This is a genomic window from Gracilibacillus sp. Marseille-QA3620 (assembly GCF_054950035.1).
Window position 1 is genome coordinate 489,187 of the sequence record NZ_CM143102.1, and the last position, 19,089, is coordinate 508,275.

19 protein-coding genes are annotated in these 19,089 nt (G+C 43.5%); 13 read left to right on the forward strand and 6 right to left on the reverse strand.

Annotated features, from left to right (window positions below):
• The first annotated feature begins 76 nt into the window (after window positions 1-76).
• Window positions 77-1,039: a carbohydrate kinase family protein gene (locus ACY8DX_RS02475; protein WP_049672255.1), complete on the forward strand. Its 963-nt coding sequence runs from the start codon at window positions 77-79 to the stop codon at window positions 1,037-1,039.
• 622 nt (window positions 1,040-1,661) lie between these two features.
• On the opposite strand, the gene ACY8DX_RS02480 is transcribed toward ACY8DX_RS02475, so the two are convergent.
• The gene (locus ACY8DX_RS02480; protein WP_462406882.1) at window positions 1,662-2,792 is read right to left on the reverse strand and encodes an amidohydrolase; all 1,131 of its coding nucleotides are present in this window, start codon (window positions 2,790-2,792) and stop codon (window positions 1,662-1,664) included.
• Window positions 2,793-2,947: 155 nt separating this feature from the next.
• On the opposite strand from ACY8DX_RS02480, the gene ACY8DX_RS02485 reads away from it, so the two are divergent.
• Window positions 2,948-3,523, forward strand: a complete 576-nt coding sequence (locus ACY8DX_RS02485) for a beta-class carbonic anhydrase (protein WP_049672253.1) — start codon at window positions 2,948-2,950, stop codon at window positions 3,521-3,523.
• A 42-nt stretch (window positions 3,524-3,565) separates the two neighbouring features.
• On the opposite strand, the gene ACY8DX_RS02490 is transcribed toward ACY8DX_RS02485, so the two are convergent.
• Both ACY8DX_RS02490 and menC read right to left on the reverse strand, forming a co-directional pair.
• A complete protein-coding gene (locus ACY8DX_RS02490; protein WP_049672252.1) occupies window positions 3,566-3,793 on the reverse strand; it encodes a hypothetical protein in 228 nt (75 codons plus the stop codon).
• Window positions 3,794-3,847: 54 nt separating this feature from the next.
• Complete coding sequence (gene menC / locus ACY8DX_RS02495) at window positions 3,848-4,957, reverse strand: o-succinylbenzoate synthase (protein ID WP_462406152.1); 1,110 nt, start codon at window positions 4,955-4,957, stop codon at window positions 3,848-3,850.
• Window positions 4,958-5,092: 135 nt separating this feature from the next.
• Between menC and ACY8DX_RS02500 the strand changes: the two genes are divergently transcribed.
• From ACY8DX_RS02500 to ACY8DX_RS02520, 5 genes are all read left to right on the forward strand, one after another.
• The gene (locus ACY8DX_RS02500) at window positions 5,093-6,736 is read left to right on the forward strand and encodes a M20/M25/M40 family metallo-hydrolase (protein WP_462406153.1); all 1,644 of its coding nucleotides are present in this window, start codon (window positions 5,093-5,095) and stop codon (window positions 6,734-6,736) included.
• 53 nt (window positions 6,737-6,789) lie between these two features.
• Window positions 6,790-6,951: a hypothetical protein gene (locus tag ACY8DX_RS02505; RefSeq protein WP_439803464.1), complete on the forward strand. Its 162-nt coding sequence runs from the start codon at window positions 6,790-6,792 to the stop codon at window positions 6,949-6,951.
• Between the two features lie 302 nt (window positions 6,952-7,253).
• On the forward strand, window positions 7,254-9,506 hold the full coding sequence (pflB, locus tag ACY8DX_RS02510; protein WP_439803463.1) for a formate C-acetyltransferase: 2,253 nt from the start codon (window positions 7,254-7,256) through the stop codon (window positions 9,504-9,506).
• Window positions 9,507-9,616: 110 nt separating this feature from the next.
• A complete protein-coding gene (gene pflA, locus ACY8DX_RS02515; protein ID WP_049672248.1) occupies window positions 9,617-10,372 on the forward strand; it encodes a pyruvate formate-lyase-activating protein in 756 nt (251 codons plus the stop codon).
• Window positions 10,373-10,439: 67 nt separating this feature from the next.
• On the forward strand, window positions 10,440-10,688 hold the full coding sequence (locus tag ACY8DX_RS02520) for a DUF2164 domain-containing protein (protein ID WP_049672247.1): 249 nt from the start codon (window positions 10,440-10,442) through the stop codon (window positions 10,686-10,688).
• Between the two features lie 57 nt (window positions 10,689-10,745).
• Here the strand turns inward: ACY8DX_RS02520 and ACY8DX_RS02525 are convergent, their stop codons facing one another.
• On the reverse strand, window positions 10,746-11,204 hold the full coding sequence (locus tag ACY8DX_RS02525) for a C40 family peptidase (RefSeq protein WP_439803462.1): 459 nt from the start codon (window positions 11,202-11,204) through the stop codon (window positions 10,746-10,748).
• A gap of 438 nt (window positions 11,205-11,642) precedes the next feature.
• On the opposite strand from ACY8DX_RS02525, the gene motA reads away from it, so the two are divergent.
• The 3 genes from motA to ACY8DX_RS02540 all read left to right on the forward strand — a co-directional run bounded on the left by motA (window position 11,643) and on the right by ACY8DX_RS02540 (window position 13,854).
• Window positions 11,643-12,461 carry a flagellar motor stator protein MotA gene (motA, locus tag ACY8DX_RS02530; RefSeq protein WP_439803461.1) on the forward strand — a complete coding sequence of 273 codons (819 nt, stop codon included), beginning with the start codon at window positions 11,643-11,645 and terminating at the stop codon, window positions 12,459-12,461.
• Window positions 12,427-13,212, forward strand: a complete 786-nt coding sequence (gene motB, locus ACY8DX_RS02535) for a flagellar motor protein MotB (protein WP_439803460.1) — start codon at window positions 12,427-12,429, stop codon at window positions 13,210-13,212. Before motA ends, motB begins: the two co-directional genes overlap by 35 nt.
• A gap of 123 nt (window positions 13,213-13,335) precedes the next feature.
• Window positions 13,336-13,854, forward strand: coding sequence for a type 1 glutamine amidotransferase domain-containing protein (locus ACY8DX_RS02540; protein ID WP_439803459.1), 519 nt, complete (start codon window positions 13,336-13,338; stop codon window positions 13,852-13,854).
• A 44-nt stretch (window positions 13,855-13,898) separates the two neighbouring features.
• Here the strand turns inward: ACY8DX_RS02540 and ACY8DX_RS02545 are convergent, their stop codons facing one another.
• Window positions 13,899-14,120 carry a DUF1128 domain-containing protein gene (locus ACY8DX_RS02545; RefSeq protein ID WP_049672242.1) on the reverse strand — a complete coding sequence of 74 codons (222 nt, stop codon included), beginning with the start codon at window positions 14,118-14,120 and terminating at the stop codon, window positions 13,899-13,901.
• A gap of 204 nt (window positions 14,121-14,324) precedes the next feature.
• Between ACY8DX_RS02545 and ACY8DX_RS02550 the strand changes: the two genes are divergently transcribed.
• Together ACY8DX_RS02550 and ACY8DX_RS02555 are read left to right on the forward strand one after the other, a co-directional pair.
• Window positions 14,325-14,720 (forward strand): YtxH domain-containing protein, encoded by a 396-nt coding sequence (locus ACY8DX_RS02550; protein ID WP_049672241.1) that lies wholly within the window; start codon window positions 14,325-14,327, stop codon window positions 14,718-14,720.
• 22 nt (window positions 14,721-14,742) lie between these two features.
• Window positions 14,743-15,585: a YihY/virulence factor BrkB family protein gene (locus ACY8DX_RS02555; protein ID WP_082197204.1), complete on the forward strand. Its 843-nt coding sequence runs from the start codon at window positions 14,743-14,745 to the stop codon at window positions 15,583-15,585.
• Between the two features lie 386 nt (window positions 15,586-15,971).
• Here ACY8DX_RS02555 and ACY8DX_RS02560 read toward each other — a convergent pair whose 3' ends face one another.
• Window positions 15,972-17,903 carry a heavy metal translocating P-type ATPase gene (locus ACY8DX_RS02560; RefSeq protein WP_049672240.1) on the reverse strand — a complete coding sequence of 644 codons (1,932 nt, stop codon included), beginning with the start codon at window positions 17,901-17,903 and terminating at the stop codon, window positions 15,972-15,974.
• A gap of 260 nt (window positions 17,904-18,163) precedes the next feature.
• Here ACY8DX_RS02560 and ACY8DX_RS02565 point away from each other — a divergent pair, with 260 nt between their 5' ends.
• Window positions 18,164-19,081: a DMT family transporter gene (locus tag ACY8DX_RS02565; protein WP_156185661.1), complete on the forward strand. Its 918-nt coding sequence runs from the start codon at window positions 18,164-18,166 to the stop codon at window positions 19,079-19,081.
• Window positions 19,082-19,089 lie beyond the last annotated feature (8 nt).

The window sequence follows — 19,089 nt, forward strand, 5'->3', positions numbered from 1 at the left end:
CAGCCACATTCAATCCTTATGGATGTGGCTGTCATTTATATAGAAAGAACTAAAATACAGAATGTCAGGTGATAACATGTCCAAATTAGTGAGTATCGGTGAAGTGTTAATTGACTTTATCCCTCAAGAAAACGGGGTAGGATTAAAGGACGTCAATCGTTTTGAAAAAGCACCTGGTGGTGCACCAGCAAATGTAGCTGCTGCGGTATCCCGATATGGGCAATCGGCTAAGATGGTTACGAAATTAGGTGAAGATGCATTTGGTGACTTTCTAATTGATACTTTAGAGAATGCTGGGGTCGACACTAAATCGGTATTAAGAACAAGCGAAGCTAATACAGGGTTGGCCTTTGTTTCATTGAACAGTGACGGAGAACGAGATTTTAGCTTCTATCGTAATCCTTCTGCCGATTTATTATTACAAGCAGAAGAAATCGAAGACAATTTAATGGAACAAGGCGATATTCTTCACTTCTGTTCAGTCGATTTAGTAGAATCACCCATGAAATATGCTCATGAAAAGTTAATTAAACAGACTCATAGGAATAAAGGGATTATTAGTTTTGACCCTAATGTCCGTTTACCGCTCTGGAATGACCACGAAAGCTGCAGAAAGACGATATTAGCCTTTCTCCCTCAATCTCATATTGTGAAGGTTTCAGATGAAGAATTGGAATTCATAACAGGAATAAAGGATGAATCTGCGGGCTTACAATCACTATTTACTGGCCATGTTAAGGTCGTAGTATATACAAAAGGGAGCAAAGGCGCCTACATCATCACTAGAAACCATTCAACCTTTAAAGAAGCATATAAAGTTACCGCTGTGGATACAACAGGTGCAGGAGATGCGTTCATTGGAGGATTTTTATCTTGTTTACTACGTGATGGCGTGACAATTAACAATCTAGAGAAATATGCTGAAGAACATAGTAATCATCTTCTAACCTTTTCAAATGCAAGCGGAGCACTTACGACTACTAAAAAAGGCGGAATTAGCGCACTACCAACGCTAGAAGAAATTCTCGCTATGCTATAAAAACCAAATAGACAAAATGATCATGTCCGAGTCAAAATGGCTCGGCTTTCTTGTTTGTAAGGGGTTGAAGAGTGGGGGAGAGGGTGGACAAAGGGGGGGAATCGTCAGAGAAAGCCCACCCAATGCCCGGGCAAGGGGGATGAAGGGTGGACATTGTCAGAGAAAGCCCACCCAACTCCCACGCAAAGGGGGGAAAGGGTGGACAAAGGGTGGACATCGTCAGAGAAAGCCCATCCAATGCCCAGGCAAGGGGGATGAAGGGTGGACAAAGGGTGGGAATCGTCAGAGAAAGCCCACCCAATGCCCATGCAAAGGGGGGAAAGGATGGTCAAAGGGTGGACATCGTCAGAGAAAGCCCACCCAACTCCCAGGCAAAGGGGGGAAAGGATGGTCAAAGGGTGGGCATCGTCAGAGAAAGCCCATACAATGCCCAGGCAAGGGGGATGAAGGGTGGACAAAGGGTGGGAATCGTCAGAGAAAGCCCACCCAATGCCCATGCAAAGGGGGGAAAGGATGGACAAAGGGTGGACATCGTCAGAGAAAGCCCACCCACCCCCCATACAAATGGAGCCAAAGGTGCCTCAGGCATCCTCATCTCCAAACAAAAAAGCCGAATCACCCATTATGATTCAGCCTTCATTGTTTCCATAACAGCCCGCGACATGATTTCTACGCCAATCATCAAACAGGAATGGTCAAAGGTCATGTGCGGATGGTGCAGGCCGGGGGTGAGATCGGCGCCGAGTGCGAGCATGGTTGCTTTGATGCTTGGACGTAATTTTGTGTAGAAGTGAAAATCGTCGCTGCCTGGGGTGACAACGGTTTTGTGTAATCCTTTTCTGCCGAGAGTGTCGATGATGGCGGTTTCCATATGGTTGGCAGCTTCTTTTGAGATGATGGAAGCCGTTGTGTCTGGCTGGTGTTCTTGTTCAATGGTGATTCCGTACCATTCCTCAAGTGCTTGGATGGAGCGCTGGATTTCAACTTTGAGGTGGTTAAGGTCTTCGTTTGATTGAGCCCTGGCGTCAATGCCGAAAATGGCGTTGCCGGGGATGATGTTTAAGTTCTCCCCGCCTGCTTCAAAACGGGTCAGTTTGACGGAGTGCGGGTTCATGGGTGATAGTTTGATTTGGCTGAGCAATTGGTTGAGCATCATGCCGGTTTCGATGGCGCTTGTGCCGAGGTGGGGCCTGGCTCCATGGGCGTCTTCACCGATGATTTTGCCGAGGATGTGATGGCTTGCCCCATGATTGATAGCAGGGGCGGCGGCTCCGAGCGGCAGTTCCTCGATTGGGCGCAGGTGGAGGCCGAATAAATAATCGACATCATCTACGACGCCGAGCTTTGTGACAGCGATAGCTCCCTCGCCTGTTTCCTCGGCAGGCTGAAAGATGAAACGGATGGTGCCTTTCAAGCCGCCGATGCTGTCTTTTAAGAGTGCTGCTGTTCCAAGAACGATGGACATATGGGCATCATGCCCGCAGGAATGGACAGCCTGGAAAGAGCCATCCTTCTCCTGCCAGAGTGCGTCCATATCCGCGCGGATGGCGATGACGGGCCGTCCGGTGCCGATTTCAGCAATTAAGCCAGGGAAGGAGGGAAATGGGGTGCATTTGAGTCCATCTTCGCTTAGTCGCTGAAGGATATATGCGGCAGTTTCTTTCTCGTTCCAGCTTACCTCTGGGTGGGAATGAAGATGGGAGTATGTTGAATGTACGTGCGGTTCGAGATGCTTCAATTTCTTCTTCAAGATTGGGGTATCCTTTCCACTTGTGAATTTTGGTATTAGGATAGTTTACGCAACTACTGCAGGAAGTTTCCGTCTTCTAAAATTTGTATATTATTTTAACTATTTTGCCAACTTATGTACAATAAAAAGATAGACACTCATTTTTAGGGGGCGGAAGAATGAATACATTAGATGAAATAATGGCCTACAATCGTGAATTTGTAGATAAGAAGGAATATACGCCATATAAGACCGATAAGTTTCCTGACAAGAAGATGGTTGTCATTAGCTGTATGGATACGAGGTTGGTGGAGCTGCTGCCGAAGGCGATGAATATTTCCAATGGAGATGTGAAGATCATCAAGACGGCAGGAGCTATTGTGAATCATCCGTTTGGCAGTGTGATGCGTTCTGTGCTTGTGGCCATTCATGCACTTGGTGCGGAGGAAGTGTTTGTCGTTGGACATGAGGATTGCGGGATGTCCACGATTGATCCTGATGTGTTCATTGATAAAATGAAAGACAATGGGGTGCCGGAGGAAACATTCCAGACATTAGAGAATGTAGGCATTAAGGTGAACAGCTGGGTGAAAGGATTCTCTAATGTTCAGGAAAGTGTGAATGAGAGCGTGAATTTGATAAAGAATCATCCCTTAATTCCGGCTCATATTCCTGTGACAGGGATGGTGATTAATCCGGAGACTGGGAAGCTGTCTATTGTGACCGATGGTTATGAAGTTCTTGATGAAAAATAAATAAATTTAACACCCCCGGATGTTTCATCCGGGGGTGTTTGGTTAATCAGTCTTCTGCTTTTCAGGCTTAAATTTCTTCTCGCTTGAGGAGGATTGCTTCGTGTCATGCTTGTGCCGTTCTTCCTTATTCTCCTGACGTAGGTCCTCAATCGGAATCGGGTCTACGTTTTGCTCTTCCTCAAATTTATCTAGTATATGCTCTTTATCTGTGAGTGTATGTTCCGGATTATCCATTTTACCCCTAGATAATTGCTTTTTGTCTTTTGACATAGCGACATCATCTCCCATTTGTGGTTTTCTTTTCTTTACCCTGAATATGGAAGATTATGCATGGAAGCACTCTTTGTGAATCGTGAAGGCTTCAAGCGCTTTGCGGTCAATCTCAAAGCCTGTACCAGGATTTTCTGGTACTACAATATAGCCATTTGATACAACAACCTCTGGAATGGTGATATCCTGATGCCAATAATTTTGGGTGCTGGAGATATCTCCAGGGAGATTGACTGCATTCATGGAAGCAAGGGCAATCGTATGTGCCCGGCTGATTCCCGTCTCGAGCATTCCTCCGCACCAGACGTCAATGCCAGCTTCCTCACATAGCTTGAGAATTTTCAAGGATTCAGATAGTCCGCCGACGCGTCCGATTTTCAGATTGATGACCTGGCAGCTGCCGAATTGGATAGCTTGCAGGGCGTCATGAGCGGATTGGATGCTTTCATCAAGGCAGATTTTTGTGTGTAATTCTTTTTGCAACAGAGCATGCTCGTATAAGTCATTATAGGCAAGCGGCTGTTCAATCATCATTAAATCATATTGGTCAAGCGCGTGTAGTCGTTCTAAGTCTGCCAATGTATAGGCTGAGTTGGCATCTGCCATGATTGGAAGGCTTGGATAGCGAGTGCGGACCTTGCTGATGAGCGATATATCCTGGCCAGGCTTAATCTTTAATTTGATACGCTTATAGCCCTGTTTAAGAGCCTCGTCAATAGTACTGAAAAGCTCCTCATCTGTTTCCTTCAAGCCGATACTAATACCTGCTTCAATTCGTTTCTTCTCTCCGCCTAAAGCCTTTGCCAGTGAAAGGCCGTTCTTCTTCGCATAAAGATCCCAGACAGCTCCTTCCAAAGCGCTTTTCGCCATTGGGTTTCGCCGTACAGGAGCGAAGAGGGCGGTTAGATCATCCGGGTGGCGGATTGGCTTATTCATTACGGAGGGGATGAGTACATCCTTTAATAGGTGCGCACATGTATAAATGGTTTCTTCCGTGTACCAAGGATGTTCGAAGGCAACACATTCTCCCCATCCTGTTAGTCCATCCTCCAGAACGGCTTCAATGATAATAAAGCGCCGATCTTTCACAGTACTGAAGCTATTGGTGAATGGGTTCTTTAGCTTCATCTGTATATGATGAAGATTTATTTCTTTTATTCGCATTTGCTAACACCCCTTAATCTCCTTCAAGTATCCCAAATCCACCTTTGCTTTCGCAACAAATAGAATGAACGGAATATTCTAACTTTAACTGGTATAATGGAAAGAAATGAGTGAGATTTTGAAGTGGGGGTCGCTATGAGTATAGGGCATTGGAATACAAAAGAAGGTATTTTAGACATATTGCTCCGATTGGTGAGAGTTCCAAGTGTGACAGGTACAAGGGGAGAGCTTCGGATGGAGGAGGAGATTGTCTCTATCCTAATGGAATTGCCATATTATCAGCAGCATCCCGAGTATATTTTCAAAAAGGCAATTAAGCATGATGTGCTTGAGCGGAAGGCTGTTGCCTGTTTGTATAAAGGAAATAATGAAGCTAATCGTACGATCATTCTATTAAGCCATTATGACGTGGTTGGGGTAGAGGACTTTGGGCGGCTTACATCATTGGCCTTTTCACCAATTGATTATACAAGAGCATTGGAGCGGGAGGAGCTGCCAGAGGATGCCAAGGAGGATCTCCAGTCAGGTGAATGGATCTTCGGCAGGGGCATCATGGATATGAAAGCCGGACTAGCTGCGCAGATGGCTTTAATATCAGAAGTTTGTCAGAAAGAGGATCTTGGATACAATCTTTTGCTATTGGCAACCCCGGATGAAGAACGTTATTCAGCAGGAATGTTTGCTGGGGTCGAATTATTGGATGAGATTCGCTCGAAATATGGATTGAATTATGAACTGACGATTTGTTCAGAGCCGAGCTTTGGAGCGTATCCTGGTGATCGGTCAAAGTATTTCTATACCGGCTCGGTTGGAAAAATGCTTCCGCTTATCTATTGTATAGGGACGGAAACGCATGTAGGGGAGCCGTTAGAAGGACTGAATGCTGCATGGATGGCGAGTGTGTATGCTGAGAGAACCGAGCTTGCGACAGTCTTTCTTGAACAGGCACAAGGGGAACGGAATCCTCTGCCAACGACTCTAAAGCTGACAGACTTGAAGGAATCCTATGATGTCCAAACACCGACGAGTTCCTATATCCTGCTAAATATCTTGACACTCCTTCAAACCCCGGAGGAAGTGATGGGCAAGCTGAAGAAAATCGGTCAGGACAGCAGTGAGTACATTGGAGAACGATTGGAGAAAACGTATCAAGCATTGGGCTATGAAGATGGAGTCAGTGCACGCAAGATTGTTAAACCACAGGTGTATACGTATTGGGAGTTATATGAAAAGGGGCTAAAGGAGCATGGAAGTGCATTCCGTCAGGCCATTGAAGAGCATGTGAAGAAGCTTGAACAGGATTTAGGAGCCAATATGGGGAAATTGACAGCGGCCATTGCAGGAGTGATTTCTTCCTATTTTAAGTCGTTGGCACCCTTCTACTTAATTATGCTTTCACCTCCTTATTATCCTCATGTGTACTTAAAGGATGGAGAAAGGGATGAGCGTGCTAGAGCAGTAGTTGCTGGCTGCATCGATAAGGCGAAGAAGGATTATAATGAAGAGATTGGAATCATATCTTATTTCCCTGGCCTATCTGATGTAAGTTATTTCCGTCTCCGCGACAGAGATAAGGTTGCTAAGGTGCTGGAGAAGGAGATGCCTTTATATGGTGAGGGTTATGATATACCGCTTGAATTAATTGCCGGTCTTGATGTGCCGACAGTGAATATTGGTCCATATGGCAAGGATGCTCATAAGCGGACAGAGCGATTGCATATTCCATTTTCTACGGAAGTATTGCCAGCTCTTCTCAAACATGCGGTGTACACGTATTAATCATATTTCCTCCTTGATGTGGCACACTAGGAAGCAAAAGGAGGGATGAGATCATGAGCAGAGGCGTCGGCTTTAATCATAAGAAAAAGGGCCATCCAGGCGAGTTTCCGCATGATGCGGAAACAGGCGGTAATCATGAGATTCATGAAACAGAGGAAGAGTACATTGTAACAAAGGAAGCATTTAAGAACCGAGTCAAAGAAAAAGAAAGCTGAAGAAAATGAAAAGGCTGCCATCTGATTGGTAGCCTTTTATAGTACAGTTCTGTTTTTTCGACATTTTTTTATGTAACAGTTTGGCGAAAAATAGCGATTTTAAAAATGGTAAAAATTAATAAACTTCCAAAACCCTTGATATATAAGGAATGTTAACATTTTCACAAGATGTTCAAAAAAATGTTGTTCACAAAATCACATTTTGGGTGTATCATTTGATTATAGATAACTGTTATACAAAAAATAATCATTAACTCAATCATTTGACGCATAAAAAAATGCAGGATAATGGAGGTTTCAAAATGGAACAAGTATTAACGAAAGTACAAGATGCATGGAGAGGATTTGCTGGCGGAGACTGGCAGAAAGAAGTTAACACACGTGACTTCATCATGAAAAACATCACTCCATACACTGGAAATGACGAATTCTTAGCAGGTCCAACAGAAGCAACTAACCAACTATGGGCACAAGTAATGGATCTTACAAAACAAGAACGCGAAGCAGGCGGCGTGCTTGATCTCGATTCTAAAGTAGTATCTACTATTACTTCCCACGGTCCAGGATACTTAAATAAAGAGCTTGAAACGATTGTTGGTTTCCAAACTGACAAACCATTCAAACGCTCACTTCAACCATTCGGCGGAATCCGCATGGCAGTAAATGCTGCTGAATCTTACGGTTTCACAGTTGATGAAGAAGTACAAAAAATCTTTACTGACTACCGCAAAACACATAACCAAGGCGTATTCGATGCTTACACAGACGAAATGAAGCTTGCTCGTAAAGCTGGTATCATCACTGGTCTTCCAGATGCTTACGGACGTGGACGCATCATCGGTGACTACCGTCGTGTAGCTCTATATGGTGTAGACTTCTTGATCTCTGAGCGTAAAACAGAATTGAAAAACTTTGGTGCGAGAACAATGTCTGAGGACGTTATTCGCCAACGTGAAGAATTGAGCGAACAAATTCGCGCATTAAACGAATTAAAACAATTAGCTGAAATCTACGGCTTCGATATCTCTAAACCAGCTACAAATGCGAAAGAAGCTGTTCAATGGTTATACTTCGGTTACCTTGCAGCAATCAAGGAGCAAAATGGTGCGGCAATGTCTCTAGGACGTACATCTTCATTCCTAGATATCTACATTGAGCGTGACCTTCGTGAAGGCACATTAACAGAAGTTGAAGCACAAGAAATCGTTGACCACTTCATCATGAAGCTGCGTCTTGTGAAATTTGCTCGTACTCCTGATTACAACCAATTGTTCAGCGGTGACCCAACATGGGTAACAGAATCAATCGGTGGTATGGCATTAGACGGCAGAACACTTGTTACAAAGAACTCCTTCCGTTTCTTGCACACATTATCTAACCTTGGACCAGCTCCAGAGCCAAACTTGACTGTATTATGGTCTACTAAGCTTCCTGAAGGATTCAAGAAGTTCTGTGCTAAAATGTCTATCGAAACTAGTGCAATTCAGTACGAAAACGATGACATCATGATCAAAGAATATGGTGATGACTACGGTATCGCATGCTGCGTATCTGCTATGCGTATCGGTAAACAAATGCAATTCTTCGGCGCTCGTGCGAACCTAGCGAAAGCATTGCTTTACGCTATCAACGGCGGTGTCGATGAAAAACTTAAAATTCAAGTAGCTCCTAACTTCGCACCAATCACATCTGATGTGCTTGATTTCGATGAAGTAATGGAGAAATTCGATAGCATGATGGAATGGCTTGCAGAGCTTTACATCAACACATTGAATGTTATTCACTACATGCATGATAAATACAGCTACGAGCGCATTGAAATGGCTCTTCACGATGTTGAGATCCTTCGCACAATGGCGGCTGGTATCGCTGGATTGTCTGTAGCGGCTGACTCCTTAAGTGCCATCAAATATGGTAAAGTAGAAGTAATCCGTGACGAAAACGGCCTTGCAGTTGATTTCAAAACAACTGGCGATTTCCCTAAATACGGAAACAACGATGATCGCGTAGACAGCATGGCAGTAGATCTTGTTAAACGCTTCATGATCAAATTGAAAAAACATAAAACTTACCGTAACTCTGTTCACACACAATCTGTTCTTACAATTACTTCCAACGTAGTGTATGGTAAGAAAACAGGTAACACACCAGATGGACGTCGCGCTGGCGAGCCATTCGCTCCTGGTGCAAACCCAATGCACGGACGTGATACAAAAGGTGCTCTTGCTTCCCTATCATCTGTAGCGAAGCTTCCATATGAGTACTCTTTAGATGGTATCTCTAACACATTCTCTATGGTGCCAAAAGCGCTTGGTCGTGATGAAGAACAACGTGTAGCGAACCTCGCAGCAATCCTTGACGGTTATGCAGCAAACACTGGTCACCACCTAAACATCAACGTGTTCAACCGTGATACATTGCTTGATGCGATGGAACACCCAGAAGAGTATCCACAATTGACAATCCGTGTATCCGGATATGCGGTTAACTTCATCAAGTTGACTCGTGAGCAGCAAATCGATGTTATCAACCGTACGTTCCACGAAACAATGTAATAGAATAGAAGATTACTTCTAGAACAAAACAGAGTCTCCCTGTTAAAAGGCAGGGGGACTCTCTTATAAAAACGAACTTACATTTTTTTGCAAAGAAAGGATGGGATCTCATGATATACGGGAATATTCACTCTGTTGAAACTTGCGGAACAGTAGATGGCCCAGGGATCCGATATATAGTATTTACTCAAGGCTGCTTGTTACGCTGCCAATACTGCCATAATGCTGATACATGGAAAATCGGTACTGGTAATAAAATGACACCGGATGAAATCGTGGCAGAGGCCGTTCAATATAAAGCATTTATGGATGCATCTGGCGGCGGTATTACAGTCAGCGGCGGAGAGCCGCTTTTGCAAATACCGTTTCTGATTGAATTGTTCAAGCAATGCAAGGAAAAAGGCATTCATACAACAATTGATACATCAGGCGGATGCTATGCAAACACACCTGAGTTCCATGCGCAGCTTGAAGAGTTGTTGAAATATACGGACTTGATTCTTCTCGATTTGAAGCATATTGACAGCAAACGCCATATTAAACTCACAGGCAAGCCGAATGAAAACATTCTGGAATTTGCCCGTTATCTCTCTGATAAGAAAATGCCAGTTTGGATCAGACACGTGTTAGTGCCGACCATCAATGATCAGGATGAATATTTGGAGCGTTTAGGTGACTTCATCGGTACACTAGAAAATGTTGAGAAGGTAGAAATTCTGCCTTATCACCAGCTTGGTGTCTACAAATGGGAAACCCTCGGTTATAAATATCCGCTATCTGAGATTAGCTCCCCAAGTGATGAATCTGTCGAACATGCATATCAGATGTTAACAAGAAACTTAAAGAAGCCTGTTACTCAAGGCTGATATCGAGTAAGATAGGGTAGAGGAGATGATTCCTCTACCTTTTTCTGTCAAAAAGGAGGAAAGTTTGATGCTAGTCAAATGGAATGCTGAGGAGAGAAAGCAAATCATCAGTGATATTCAATATTTTTTTCACCAGGAACGTGACGAGGAGATTGGTGAACTAGCTGCAGGAAGCATCCTTGACTTCTTTGCTGAACAAATTGGCGCACACTATTACAACGCCGGAGTCAAGGATGCAGTAAAGCAGGCAGAGGCACATGCAAGCCGATTAGAAGAGGATTTATATGCCCTGCTTAGGCAAGGGAATAAACGATAAAGAGAAAGCCCGTATCAGGACATTAATGTCTTAAGATGCGGGCTGTTTATTTTATATTTAGATTCGTTTGGCACCGATGTAGCGTTTCTTCCAATAAGAGTTGCTAAGATTGTCGACTTTGACTCCTTTTGAAGCAGCGTGAATCATCTTATTATTGCCCATATAGATAGCTACATGGGATACACCCTTGCCGGATGTATTGAAGAAGATGAGGTCGCCCTTTTTCAGTTTGGATTTAGAGATTTTCTTGCCTTTTTTGTATAGGGCTGAAGATGTTCGTGGAACAGTCTTGCCGGTAGCTTTCTTGATTGTGTATTTCACAAATCCTGAACAATCAAATCCTCTAGGAGTTGTGCCGCCCCATTTATATGGAGTACCGATATATTTCTTTCCAGTATTAATGATTTTGTTTACGTTCTTTGTTGAAAAGGCAGCGGATGCTTCAGACTGACCCGGTCCAAATGGCACAAGAATAGACGACAATAGAATCGTAGCAGCAATGATAAATTTTTTCACTAGTGACCCCCGGTTTATATATTTGGCAGCTTTGGTAAATCGTACCGCCTTTTCTCTACTTTTCTACTATAACTAAAATACTAGTTTCATGGGTTACAGCCTCATTAGAGTTGTTTGACAAGAATATTACAATAAAACACTACTATCGACATAAATGTTAAAAATAACAAATGAAAATTAGGATGAATTACTCAATTAAAATCCTTTTTACACGTTTTTAGAAGAAAAGATAAATTTACTTATGTGTCAAAAGGTAGAGGGTCGGTAATAGAGAAAAGAAGTTTAGTTATTTCCCAAAAAGATTATTCACTTTTAAATAAATGTCTTTTTACCCATTATGAATACTGATCTATATGGAGAGGGGAAATGTTGTTAAGGAATGAGAGGCAGAGCCGATATTAAGTAAGATAAAAGATTAGTAGAGAACGGGTGAAGAGAATGGATAAGGCATCATTTATTGGTATCATACTGGCAATCATTTCAGTTGGCGCAGGAATGGTTATGAAGGGAGTGGAAATGTCAGTTCTTGTAAATCCGGCTGCTATTTTAATTATATTGATAGGGACAGCCGCCGCTGTGTTTATCGCATTTCCAACAAATGAATTGTTGAAGGTACCGAAGCTAATTAAGATTATTTTTTCGCAGGAAAAGACAATCTCGTATGACGAATTAATATATACATTTTCAGAATGGGCTCAAATTGCCCGTAAGGAAGGCCTTCTTGCATTAGAGAAAATTTCTGAAACGGTGGAGGATACATTCCTGCGTAATGGTCTGAATTTGGCGGTGGAAGGGCAAAGTGCTGAATACATAAGAAATATCCTGTCTGACGAGATTGAGGCAATGGAGGAGCGGCACGCTGTCGGCTCGCAAATATTTACGCAAGCAGGTACTTATGCACCGACATTAGGTGTATTGGGAGCTGTTGTTGGGCTGATTGCTGCATTGGGGAATATGAGTGATACTGAGGTGCTCGGGCATGCCATTAGTGCCGCTTTCGTCGCGACATTGTTAGGGATCTTTACCGGATACTTATTATGGCACCCGTTCGCCAATAAGCTGAAACGGAAGTCCCGAGAGGAAGCTAGGCGTAAAGAAATGATGATTGAAGGGATTCTCTCTATTCTAGATGGGGAGGCACCACGCACAATTGAACAGAAGCTGTCCTCATATTTACCGGCAGCGGAACGGAAAAAATGGTTGGAAGGCGGGATGAGAGACCATGTCCAGGCGACGAAACAAGAAATCTCGGCATGAGGAGCATATGTCCGAATCCTGGCTTCTGCCCTACAGTGACCTTTTAACCCTGTTGCTTGCTCTATTTATCGTTCTATTTGCCATGAGCTCGGTGGATTCGCAAAAGTTTACGGAGCTCTCCCGCGCCTTTAATATGGCGTTTGAGGGCGGGACAGGTGTGCTGGAGAACAATAGCCCGATGCCTGATGGAATGCTGACGGGCATGGAGGGAGAAGAAGGGACAGAAAAGGAGAAGGAAGAGAAAAAAGAAGAAGTCACTGCTGATACAGAAATTGAGAAGCTTTCTTATATCCAGCAAAGGATGAATGCCTATATTGCGGAGAATCATCTTGCTGAAAAGCTGGAAACCTCACTCACGGATGAGGGGCTGCTTTTGACCATTCGCGATAATGTTCTCTTCGATTCTGGTGTCGCTGAGGTGAGGGAGAGAGATAAATATATTGCAAGGGAGATCGCCTCCTTGCTGGTTATGGATCCTCCACGTAATATCATCATCAGCGGGCATACCGATAATGTACCAATCCGTACGGTTGACTATGAATCCAATTGGGAGCTTAGCGTAATGCGTGCGGTGAATTTCATGAAGCTCTTGCAGGAAAATGAGAAATTGAACCCCGCATGGTTCAGTGCTAAAGGGTTTGGTGAGTATAAACCTGTAGCTGAGAATAAGACTGAGGCTGGAAAGGCAAGAAATAGACGGGTGGAAATCTTGATACTTCCCCGCACATCGCTTGATGATAAAATTGATTAAGCAAACAGCATGATCCTAGAATTTGGGACGTGCTTTTTTGAATTGTCTAAATATGGTTTATAAACACCTCTACCGGGAACAGATGGAATGAGAAACATTTCATTACAACGGGAGGAATGGATTATGGGTAAAAAAATTGCATGTGTGATGACAGATTTATTCGAGGATGTTGAATACACCGACCCAGCTAAGTCATTCAAAGAGGCTGGACATGAAGTAATTACCATTGGCTTCGAAAAAGGGAAAACCGTTGAAGGAAAACAGGGACAGGAGCAGGTGGCCATTGACAAAGGAATTGATGAAGTCACACCTGATGAGTATGATGCATTATTCATCCCAGGAGGCTTCTCTCCAGACCAACTTCGCGGTGATGAGCGCTTTGTCGCATTCGCCAAAGCATTTATGGATGAGAAAAAGCCTGTCTTTGCCATTTGCCATGGTCCTCAATTGCTTATTACTGCCAAGGCACTTGAAGGCCGTGATGTAACCGGATATAAATCCATTAAAGTAGATTTGGAATATGCAGGTGCGACATACCATGACCAAGAGGTATTCGTATGCGGCGAACAGCTTGTTACAAGCAGGCAGCCGGATGATATTCCTGCTTTTAACCGTGAGTCTTTGGCATTGCTGAATAAATAAAATAAAAGGGGAAGGACTTATTGAAATGTCCTTCCCCTTTCTGCTTATTTCTTTAGATTGCCTAGTTCTTCCACGATGGCTTGCATTTCGCTTGGACTGAAGCGGTCCTTTGCCATGACCATTTCGTAAATGTCGAGCAGGTCCTCATAGGAACTGTCTGTGAAGCTTTCTGGCTTCATGGCAGCTGCATTGATCATTTGTAATTTTCCTTGTATGGATGAAATGATATGCTCAACGTTCTCCGGGCTTTTCTTAGATAAATCCATCAACTGAATCATCCCTCGCTTTTATGATTGATAGCCTTTATTTTTCCATTTATCTATACGGGTGTCAAACAGTTATTTAGCGTATAGTTAAAGAGAGGATCGAATAAGGGAGCTTTCATTCAAAATTGGGAGATTATGTTTACAACCCCTCTGATATAGGTAAATCTATTGTATGAAACAGAAAAATAAAAGGAGTGGAATAGAATGAGAAACAGAAAAAGCAATAAGCTATGGCTCGGTATTTTAGGCGGCGCAGTCGCAGGAATCGCAATCAGCTTGCTTGACCGCAACACGCGTAATTCTGTGATGAACGGAAGCAAAAGTATGGTGACCAATGTGAAATCAGTGGCGAAGAATCCTGATGATCTTGTTGGAAGTTTGAAGGAAATGAGCGGAAAGCTGCGTACAAGCATTGAGCAAATCAGCGAGGATGTTGCCTTCATCTCAAGCAAGGTCGATGAAATGAAGGAAGTGCCGCCGCAAGTAGCGGGTGTCATCAAAGAAACGAAGGAAGTTGTCGTAGATAAGCATACGAATGATGATGATGTGAATGACCAAGCATCCATGAATAAGAATGCCACTTCTACTTCCATCCAATAATCTACTTTAAGGAGGAACTGATGTGGCGAAAGTTGTGACGGATGTCGATCGGTATAAGAAGAAATCCCTTCTAAAACATCTCTACGAAAAGATCAAGGAAGATGAAATCACTGGGCTTGCAGCCCAGTTGGCCTATTATTTTTTATTATCAATCTTTCCAATGTTAATTTTCACGATTACGCTTTTGCCGTATTTTCCGATATCAACCGAGGATATTATCAGTATGCTTGATGCGTATGTACCAGATGATTCAGTAGATTTACTTGAGTCAAGTCTTGCGACAATCATGGAATCCCGTAATGGCGGCTTGTTGTCCTTCGGGATCTTGGCAACCATTTGGTCCGCATCAAATGGGATTAATGCCATCATTCGGGCACTGAATCATGCGTATGATGTAGAAGAGAACCGTTCCTTTATCGTTAGCAGGGCACTAGCCCTCGTCCTGACGTTGGCTATGATTTTCGTTGTAGTCGTGTCGCTGCTGCTTCCGATTTTCGGAAGAATGATTCTTGAGGTTGTCTTCGATATCCTGGGATTTGAGCCATCCTATGTATACACGTTACTGCGCTGGACCATTTCAATCGCAGTTACTACCTTTGTCTTCACGATGCTCTATTGGCTTGCTCCAAATATCAAGATATCTCTTAAGTCAGCATGGCCTGGAGCGTTGTTCGCAAGTATTGGGTGGGCATTATCCTCGCTGGCCTTCTCTTTCTATGTCAACTCATTTGGCAACTATACATCTACGTATGGAAGTTTAGGCGGATTAATTGTCTTGATGCTCTGGTTCTATCTATCAGGACTGGTCATCATTGTCGGCGGAGAAATAAACGCGGTTTTACGCCATAATCGAGCGAAGAAATAGAGGGGACTTTCCTTTAAGGGAAGTCTTTTTTTGTGATTTAATGGGACCCTTAGTTTACTCGCTGAATGAAAATGGTGTAATCAGAGGAGCTATTATGGATTTAAGAAGAAAAGTACGAGAAATCATGCAAAAAGCCTTTCAGTAATTTCAAGATGAAATTTTTTAGGTGTTCTACAATGAAGGGTGATTTTTAAGGTATGGACGGAAAACCAAGTGTAAGGGCGAGAGTTACAGTGTAAGGGCGAAAAATCCGGCATATGGGCGATAACAACAGCGGTATGTCGCTAACTTCAAAGGGGAGCGGAAACCTCGTCTCCCCAGCAGCACCTTCTCCCAGCAAAAAAAGCCCGCTCCCGAAGAGGAGCGGACTCAATTATACTTATTTCTTAAGATTTAAGCAGGCGCAATCCGTTCAAAATGACGAGGATTGTACTTCCTTCATGTCCGATGACACCGAATGGTAGGTCGAGGACTTGGAAGAAGTTTGAGCAGATGAGCACCATGATAACGGTGATGGAGAAGATGACATTTTGGCGAATGATCCGGTTCATTCTCTTCGATAGTTTAATGGCTTCTGAAATCTTTGGTAAATCATTCTTCATCAAGACGATATCAGCTGTTTCAAGCGCTACATCTGTACCTTCTCCCATGGCGATTCCAATGGATGCACTTGCGAGAGCAGGAGCATCATTAATACCGTCACCAACCATGGCGACTGTTGTGTATTCCTCACGGAGTTTCTTGATTTCCTCCACTTTGCGCTCTGGAAGGCATTCTGCCACATAACCGGCTAAATGGCTTTCTTTGGCGATAGCATGAGCTGTTCTTTCGTTATCACCAGTCAGCATGCATGTGTAGACACCCTGGCTCTTCAAGGCTTCTAACGCACCTCTTGTTTCGCTGCGGACAACATCCTTCAGGGCGATGATTCCAGCTATGCCGTGTTCGTCCTGGACGAATGATAATGTTTTTCCGTCTGCAGCCAATACATCGGCAATCCCGTCTTTAAATGTATTAGCTGCTTCGCGGCCGACAAAATCCTTTTTGCCAATTTTGTAATGGCGGCCTTCTACAGTTCCGGCTACACCAAATCCGGATACCTCTTCAGAGTCAACACGCGGAAGAGATTCTTGATAGGCTTCCTTCACATAGTTGACGATGGATTGGGCAAGCGGGTGATTCGAATTCTGTTCAATAGATGCCACACTTAGCATGAACGCCTTTTGGTCAATATCGTCCCGTGTAATGATATCAGTGACCACAGGCTTTCCTTGTGTAAGGGTACCTGTTTTATCAAAGGCAATGGCTTTGACATTGCCAAGCTGCTCGAGATGGACCCCTCCTTTAAAGAGGATTCCGTTTTTCGCCCCGTTTGAGATAGCAGCCAATGTTGCTGGCATAATAGAGGCGACAAGTGCACATGGAGATGCGACAACTAAAAGCACCATAGCTCTATAGAACGTTTCTGTCCAAGACCAGCCTAGCACGTAATGCGGCAGGAACATCATAACGGCGACGACAACAAGAACGGTTTTCACATACGTATCCTCAAAGCGCTCAATGAATAATTGGGATGGTGATTTTTCACTTTGAGCATTTTGGACGAGCGTGATGATTTTTTGGAACAGGGTTTCGCTATTTGGCTTTGTTACTTCGACTCTAATGGTGCCGGTTGCATTCACTGTGCCGGCGAATACCTCGTAGCCGGGCTTTTTGCTAACAGGGATTGATTCCCCTGTAATGGCAGCCTCGTCAATGGCCGTTTCACCGACTTTAATAATCCCGTCAGATGGTACCCTCTCACCTGGTTTGATCAGGATTAAATCGCCGACCTTTAATTCACTGACAGCGACGATTTCTTCTTTATCACCGACAATTCTTAATGCCTCCTCTGGCTGCAAATTCATCAAGGAGGAGATTTCTTTATGGCTCTTATTCATGGTATAAGTCTCAAGGGCTCCGCTTAAGGAGAAGATGAAGATTAAAACGGCACCTTCTGTCCAGTAGCCAATCATGGCTGAACCGACAGCGGCCAGAATCATCAGGAGCTCAACGTTAAGCTTCTTCTCCTCAATAGTTTGGGTAATGCCTTCCTTCGCTTTCGCGTAGCCGCCAATTACATAGGCAAGTATATACGTAATCGCTGAAGCGGTGGCTAAGTCTTGGTTGGATAAAAACCAACCAAGTAAGATAAGCAAGCCGCTTACCCCAGCTGCGAGTAGTTCCCATAAGGAGCTGAATTTCTCAGAGAAGTTCTTCCATTTATTCGGCTTTTGTGGTGTAGTTTGTGAGCTGCTGCTGTTAATAACAGTATCCATCTTTTTTTCCTCCTTTTGGCCTAATTGAGAATGCTAATCATCTAATTAAGAAAATTTCATTTTAATTGAGAATAATATTCATCATCATTAGGGATATAAAACAGCATTTGCTGCCGCTTTTTACAGCGACAGCAAAGGGTTTGCTTTCTTATTTATAATTATTATTATTTACTTCTCTTTATAATTATTATAACATACCCGCTATCGGTTGTTAAGTGGTATTATTTATATGGTTATTTAATTTACTGGAGGAACTTAGAGTGAGTGCAAAGAAATTTTTTACATATCCGGCAGGTGTACTGGCATCTGCTATGGGAGCGACCTTTTTGTGGGGGAGCGCCATTCCGGTCGTTAAGAAGAGCTATGAGCATTTTGGTATTGCCTCCGGAGAGTTTGGGAAGCAAATGCTGTTTGCTGGCTATCGATTCTTCTTGGCTGGGTTATTATTATGGTTCATCTTTTATCTTTGGAAGGGGATTGCGCTTCCGAAGAGAAAGGATGTTTTTCCACTTATAAAGGTGGGGTTGTTTCAGACATTTCTGCAATATGTGTTCTTTTATATTGGACTTAGTCTCTCCACAGGAGTACAAGGGTCTATTATTGCTGGGACAACGACATTCTTTCAAATCATTTTCGCTCACTTCATTTATGTAGATGATAAACTGAGCATGAGAAAAATCGCCGGCATGATTATTGGGTTTGCGGGTGTTGTGCTTGCCAATACGAATGGCGGTCATGTGGATATTCATTTCAGTACAGGGGAATGGCTGTTGATTGCCGCGATGATGGCAAGTGCTTTTGGAAATATTCAGGCTAAGCAAGCGAGCAGGGAAATACCAGTTGGTGTGCTGACATCGTGGCAAATGATGATGGGCGGGGCTGCCCTTGCTGTAATTGGGGTTAGCTTAGAAGGGCCGATTCCCTTCTATTTTGATTGGATATCTGCTTTGCTGCTCTTGTATTTATCCTTTGTGTCAGCAACGGGATTCTTCATTTGGAATAATGTGATGAAGTACAATCCGGTCGGCAAGGTTTCAATGTACTTATTCCTTGTGCCGGTATTCGGTGTTCTTCTATCTACTATCTTATTAAATGAAACCTTGCAGGCAATGGTGTTAGTCTCCTTATGTTTAGTGGCGGCAGGCATCATTATCGTTAACCGAGAAAAACAGGCTTAAGGCACCAG

Excerpts from the sequence above, each read along its gene's own strand:
- ACY8DX_RS02505 (WP_439803464.1), top strand. The coding sequence starts at position 6,790 with ATGAGCAGAGGCGTCGGCTTTAATCATAAGAAAAAGGGCCATCCAGGC.
- menC (WP_462406152.1), bottom strand. The coding sequence starts at position 4,957 with ATGCGAATAAAAGAAATAAATCTTCATCATATACAGATGAAGCTAAAG.
- ACY8DX_RS02500 (WP_462406153.1), top strand. The coding sequence starts at position 5,093 with ATGAGTATAGGGCATTGGAATACAAAAGAAGGTATTTTAGACATATTG.
- ACY8DX_RS02540 (WP_439803459.1), top strand. The coding sequence starts at position 13,336 with ATGGGTAAAAAAATTGCATGTGTGATGACAGATTTATTCGAGGATGTT.
- ACY8DX_RS02520 (WP_049672247.1), top strand. The coding sequence starts at position 10,440 with ATGCTAGTCAAATGGAATGCTGAGGAGAGAAAGCAAATCATCAGTGAT.
- pflB (WP_439803463.1), top strand. The coding sequence starts at position 7,254 with ATGGAACAAGTATTAACGAAAGTACAAGATGCATGGAGAGGATTTGCT.
- pflA (WP_049672248.1), top strand. The coding sequence starts at position 9,617 with ATGATATACGGGAATATTCACTCTGTTGAAACTTGCGGAACAGTAGAT.
- ACY8DX_RS02550 (WP_049672241.1), top strand. The coding sequence starts at position 14,325 with ATGAGAAACAGAAAAAGCAATAAGCTATGGCTCGGTATTTTAGGCGGC.
- ACY8DX_RS02475 (WP_049672255.1), top strand. The coding sequence starts at position 77 with ATGTCCAAATTAGTGAGTATCGGTGAAGTGTTAATTGACTTTATCCCT.
- ACY8DX_RS02485 (WP_049672253.1), top strand. The coding sequence starts at position 2,948 with ATGAATACATTAGATGAAATAATGGCCTACAATCGTGAATTTGTAGAT.
- ACY8DX_RS02490 (WP_049672252.1), bottom strand. The coding sequence starts at position 3,793 with ATGTCAAAAGACAAAAAGCAATTATCTAGGGGTAAAATGGATAATCCG.
- motB (WP_439803460.1), top strand. The coding sequence starts at position 12,427 with ATGTCCAGGCGACGAAACAAGAAATCTCGGCATGAGGAGCATATGTCC.
- ACY8DX_RS02545 (WP_049672242.1), bottom strand. The coding sequence starts at position 14,120 with ATGGATTTATCTAAGAAAAGCCCGGAGAACGTTGAGCATATCATTTCA.
- ACY8DX_RS02560 (WP_049672240.1), bottom strand. The coding sequence starts at position 17,903 with ATGGATACTGTTATTAACAGCAGCAGCTCACAAACTACACCACAAAAG.
- motA (WP_439803461.1), top strand. The coding sequence starts at position 11,643 with ATGGATAAGGCATCATTTATTGGTATCATACTGGCAATCATTTCAGTT.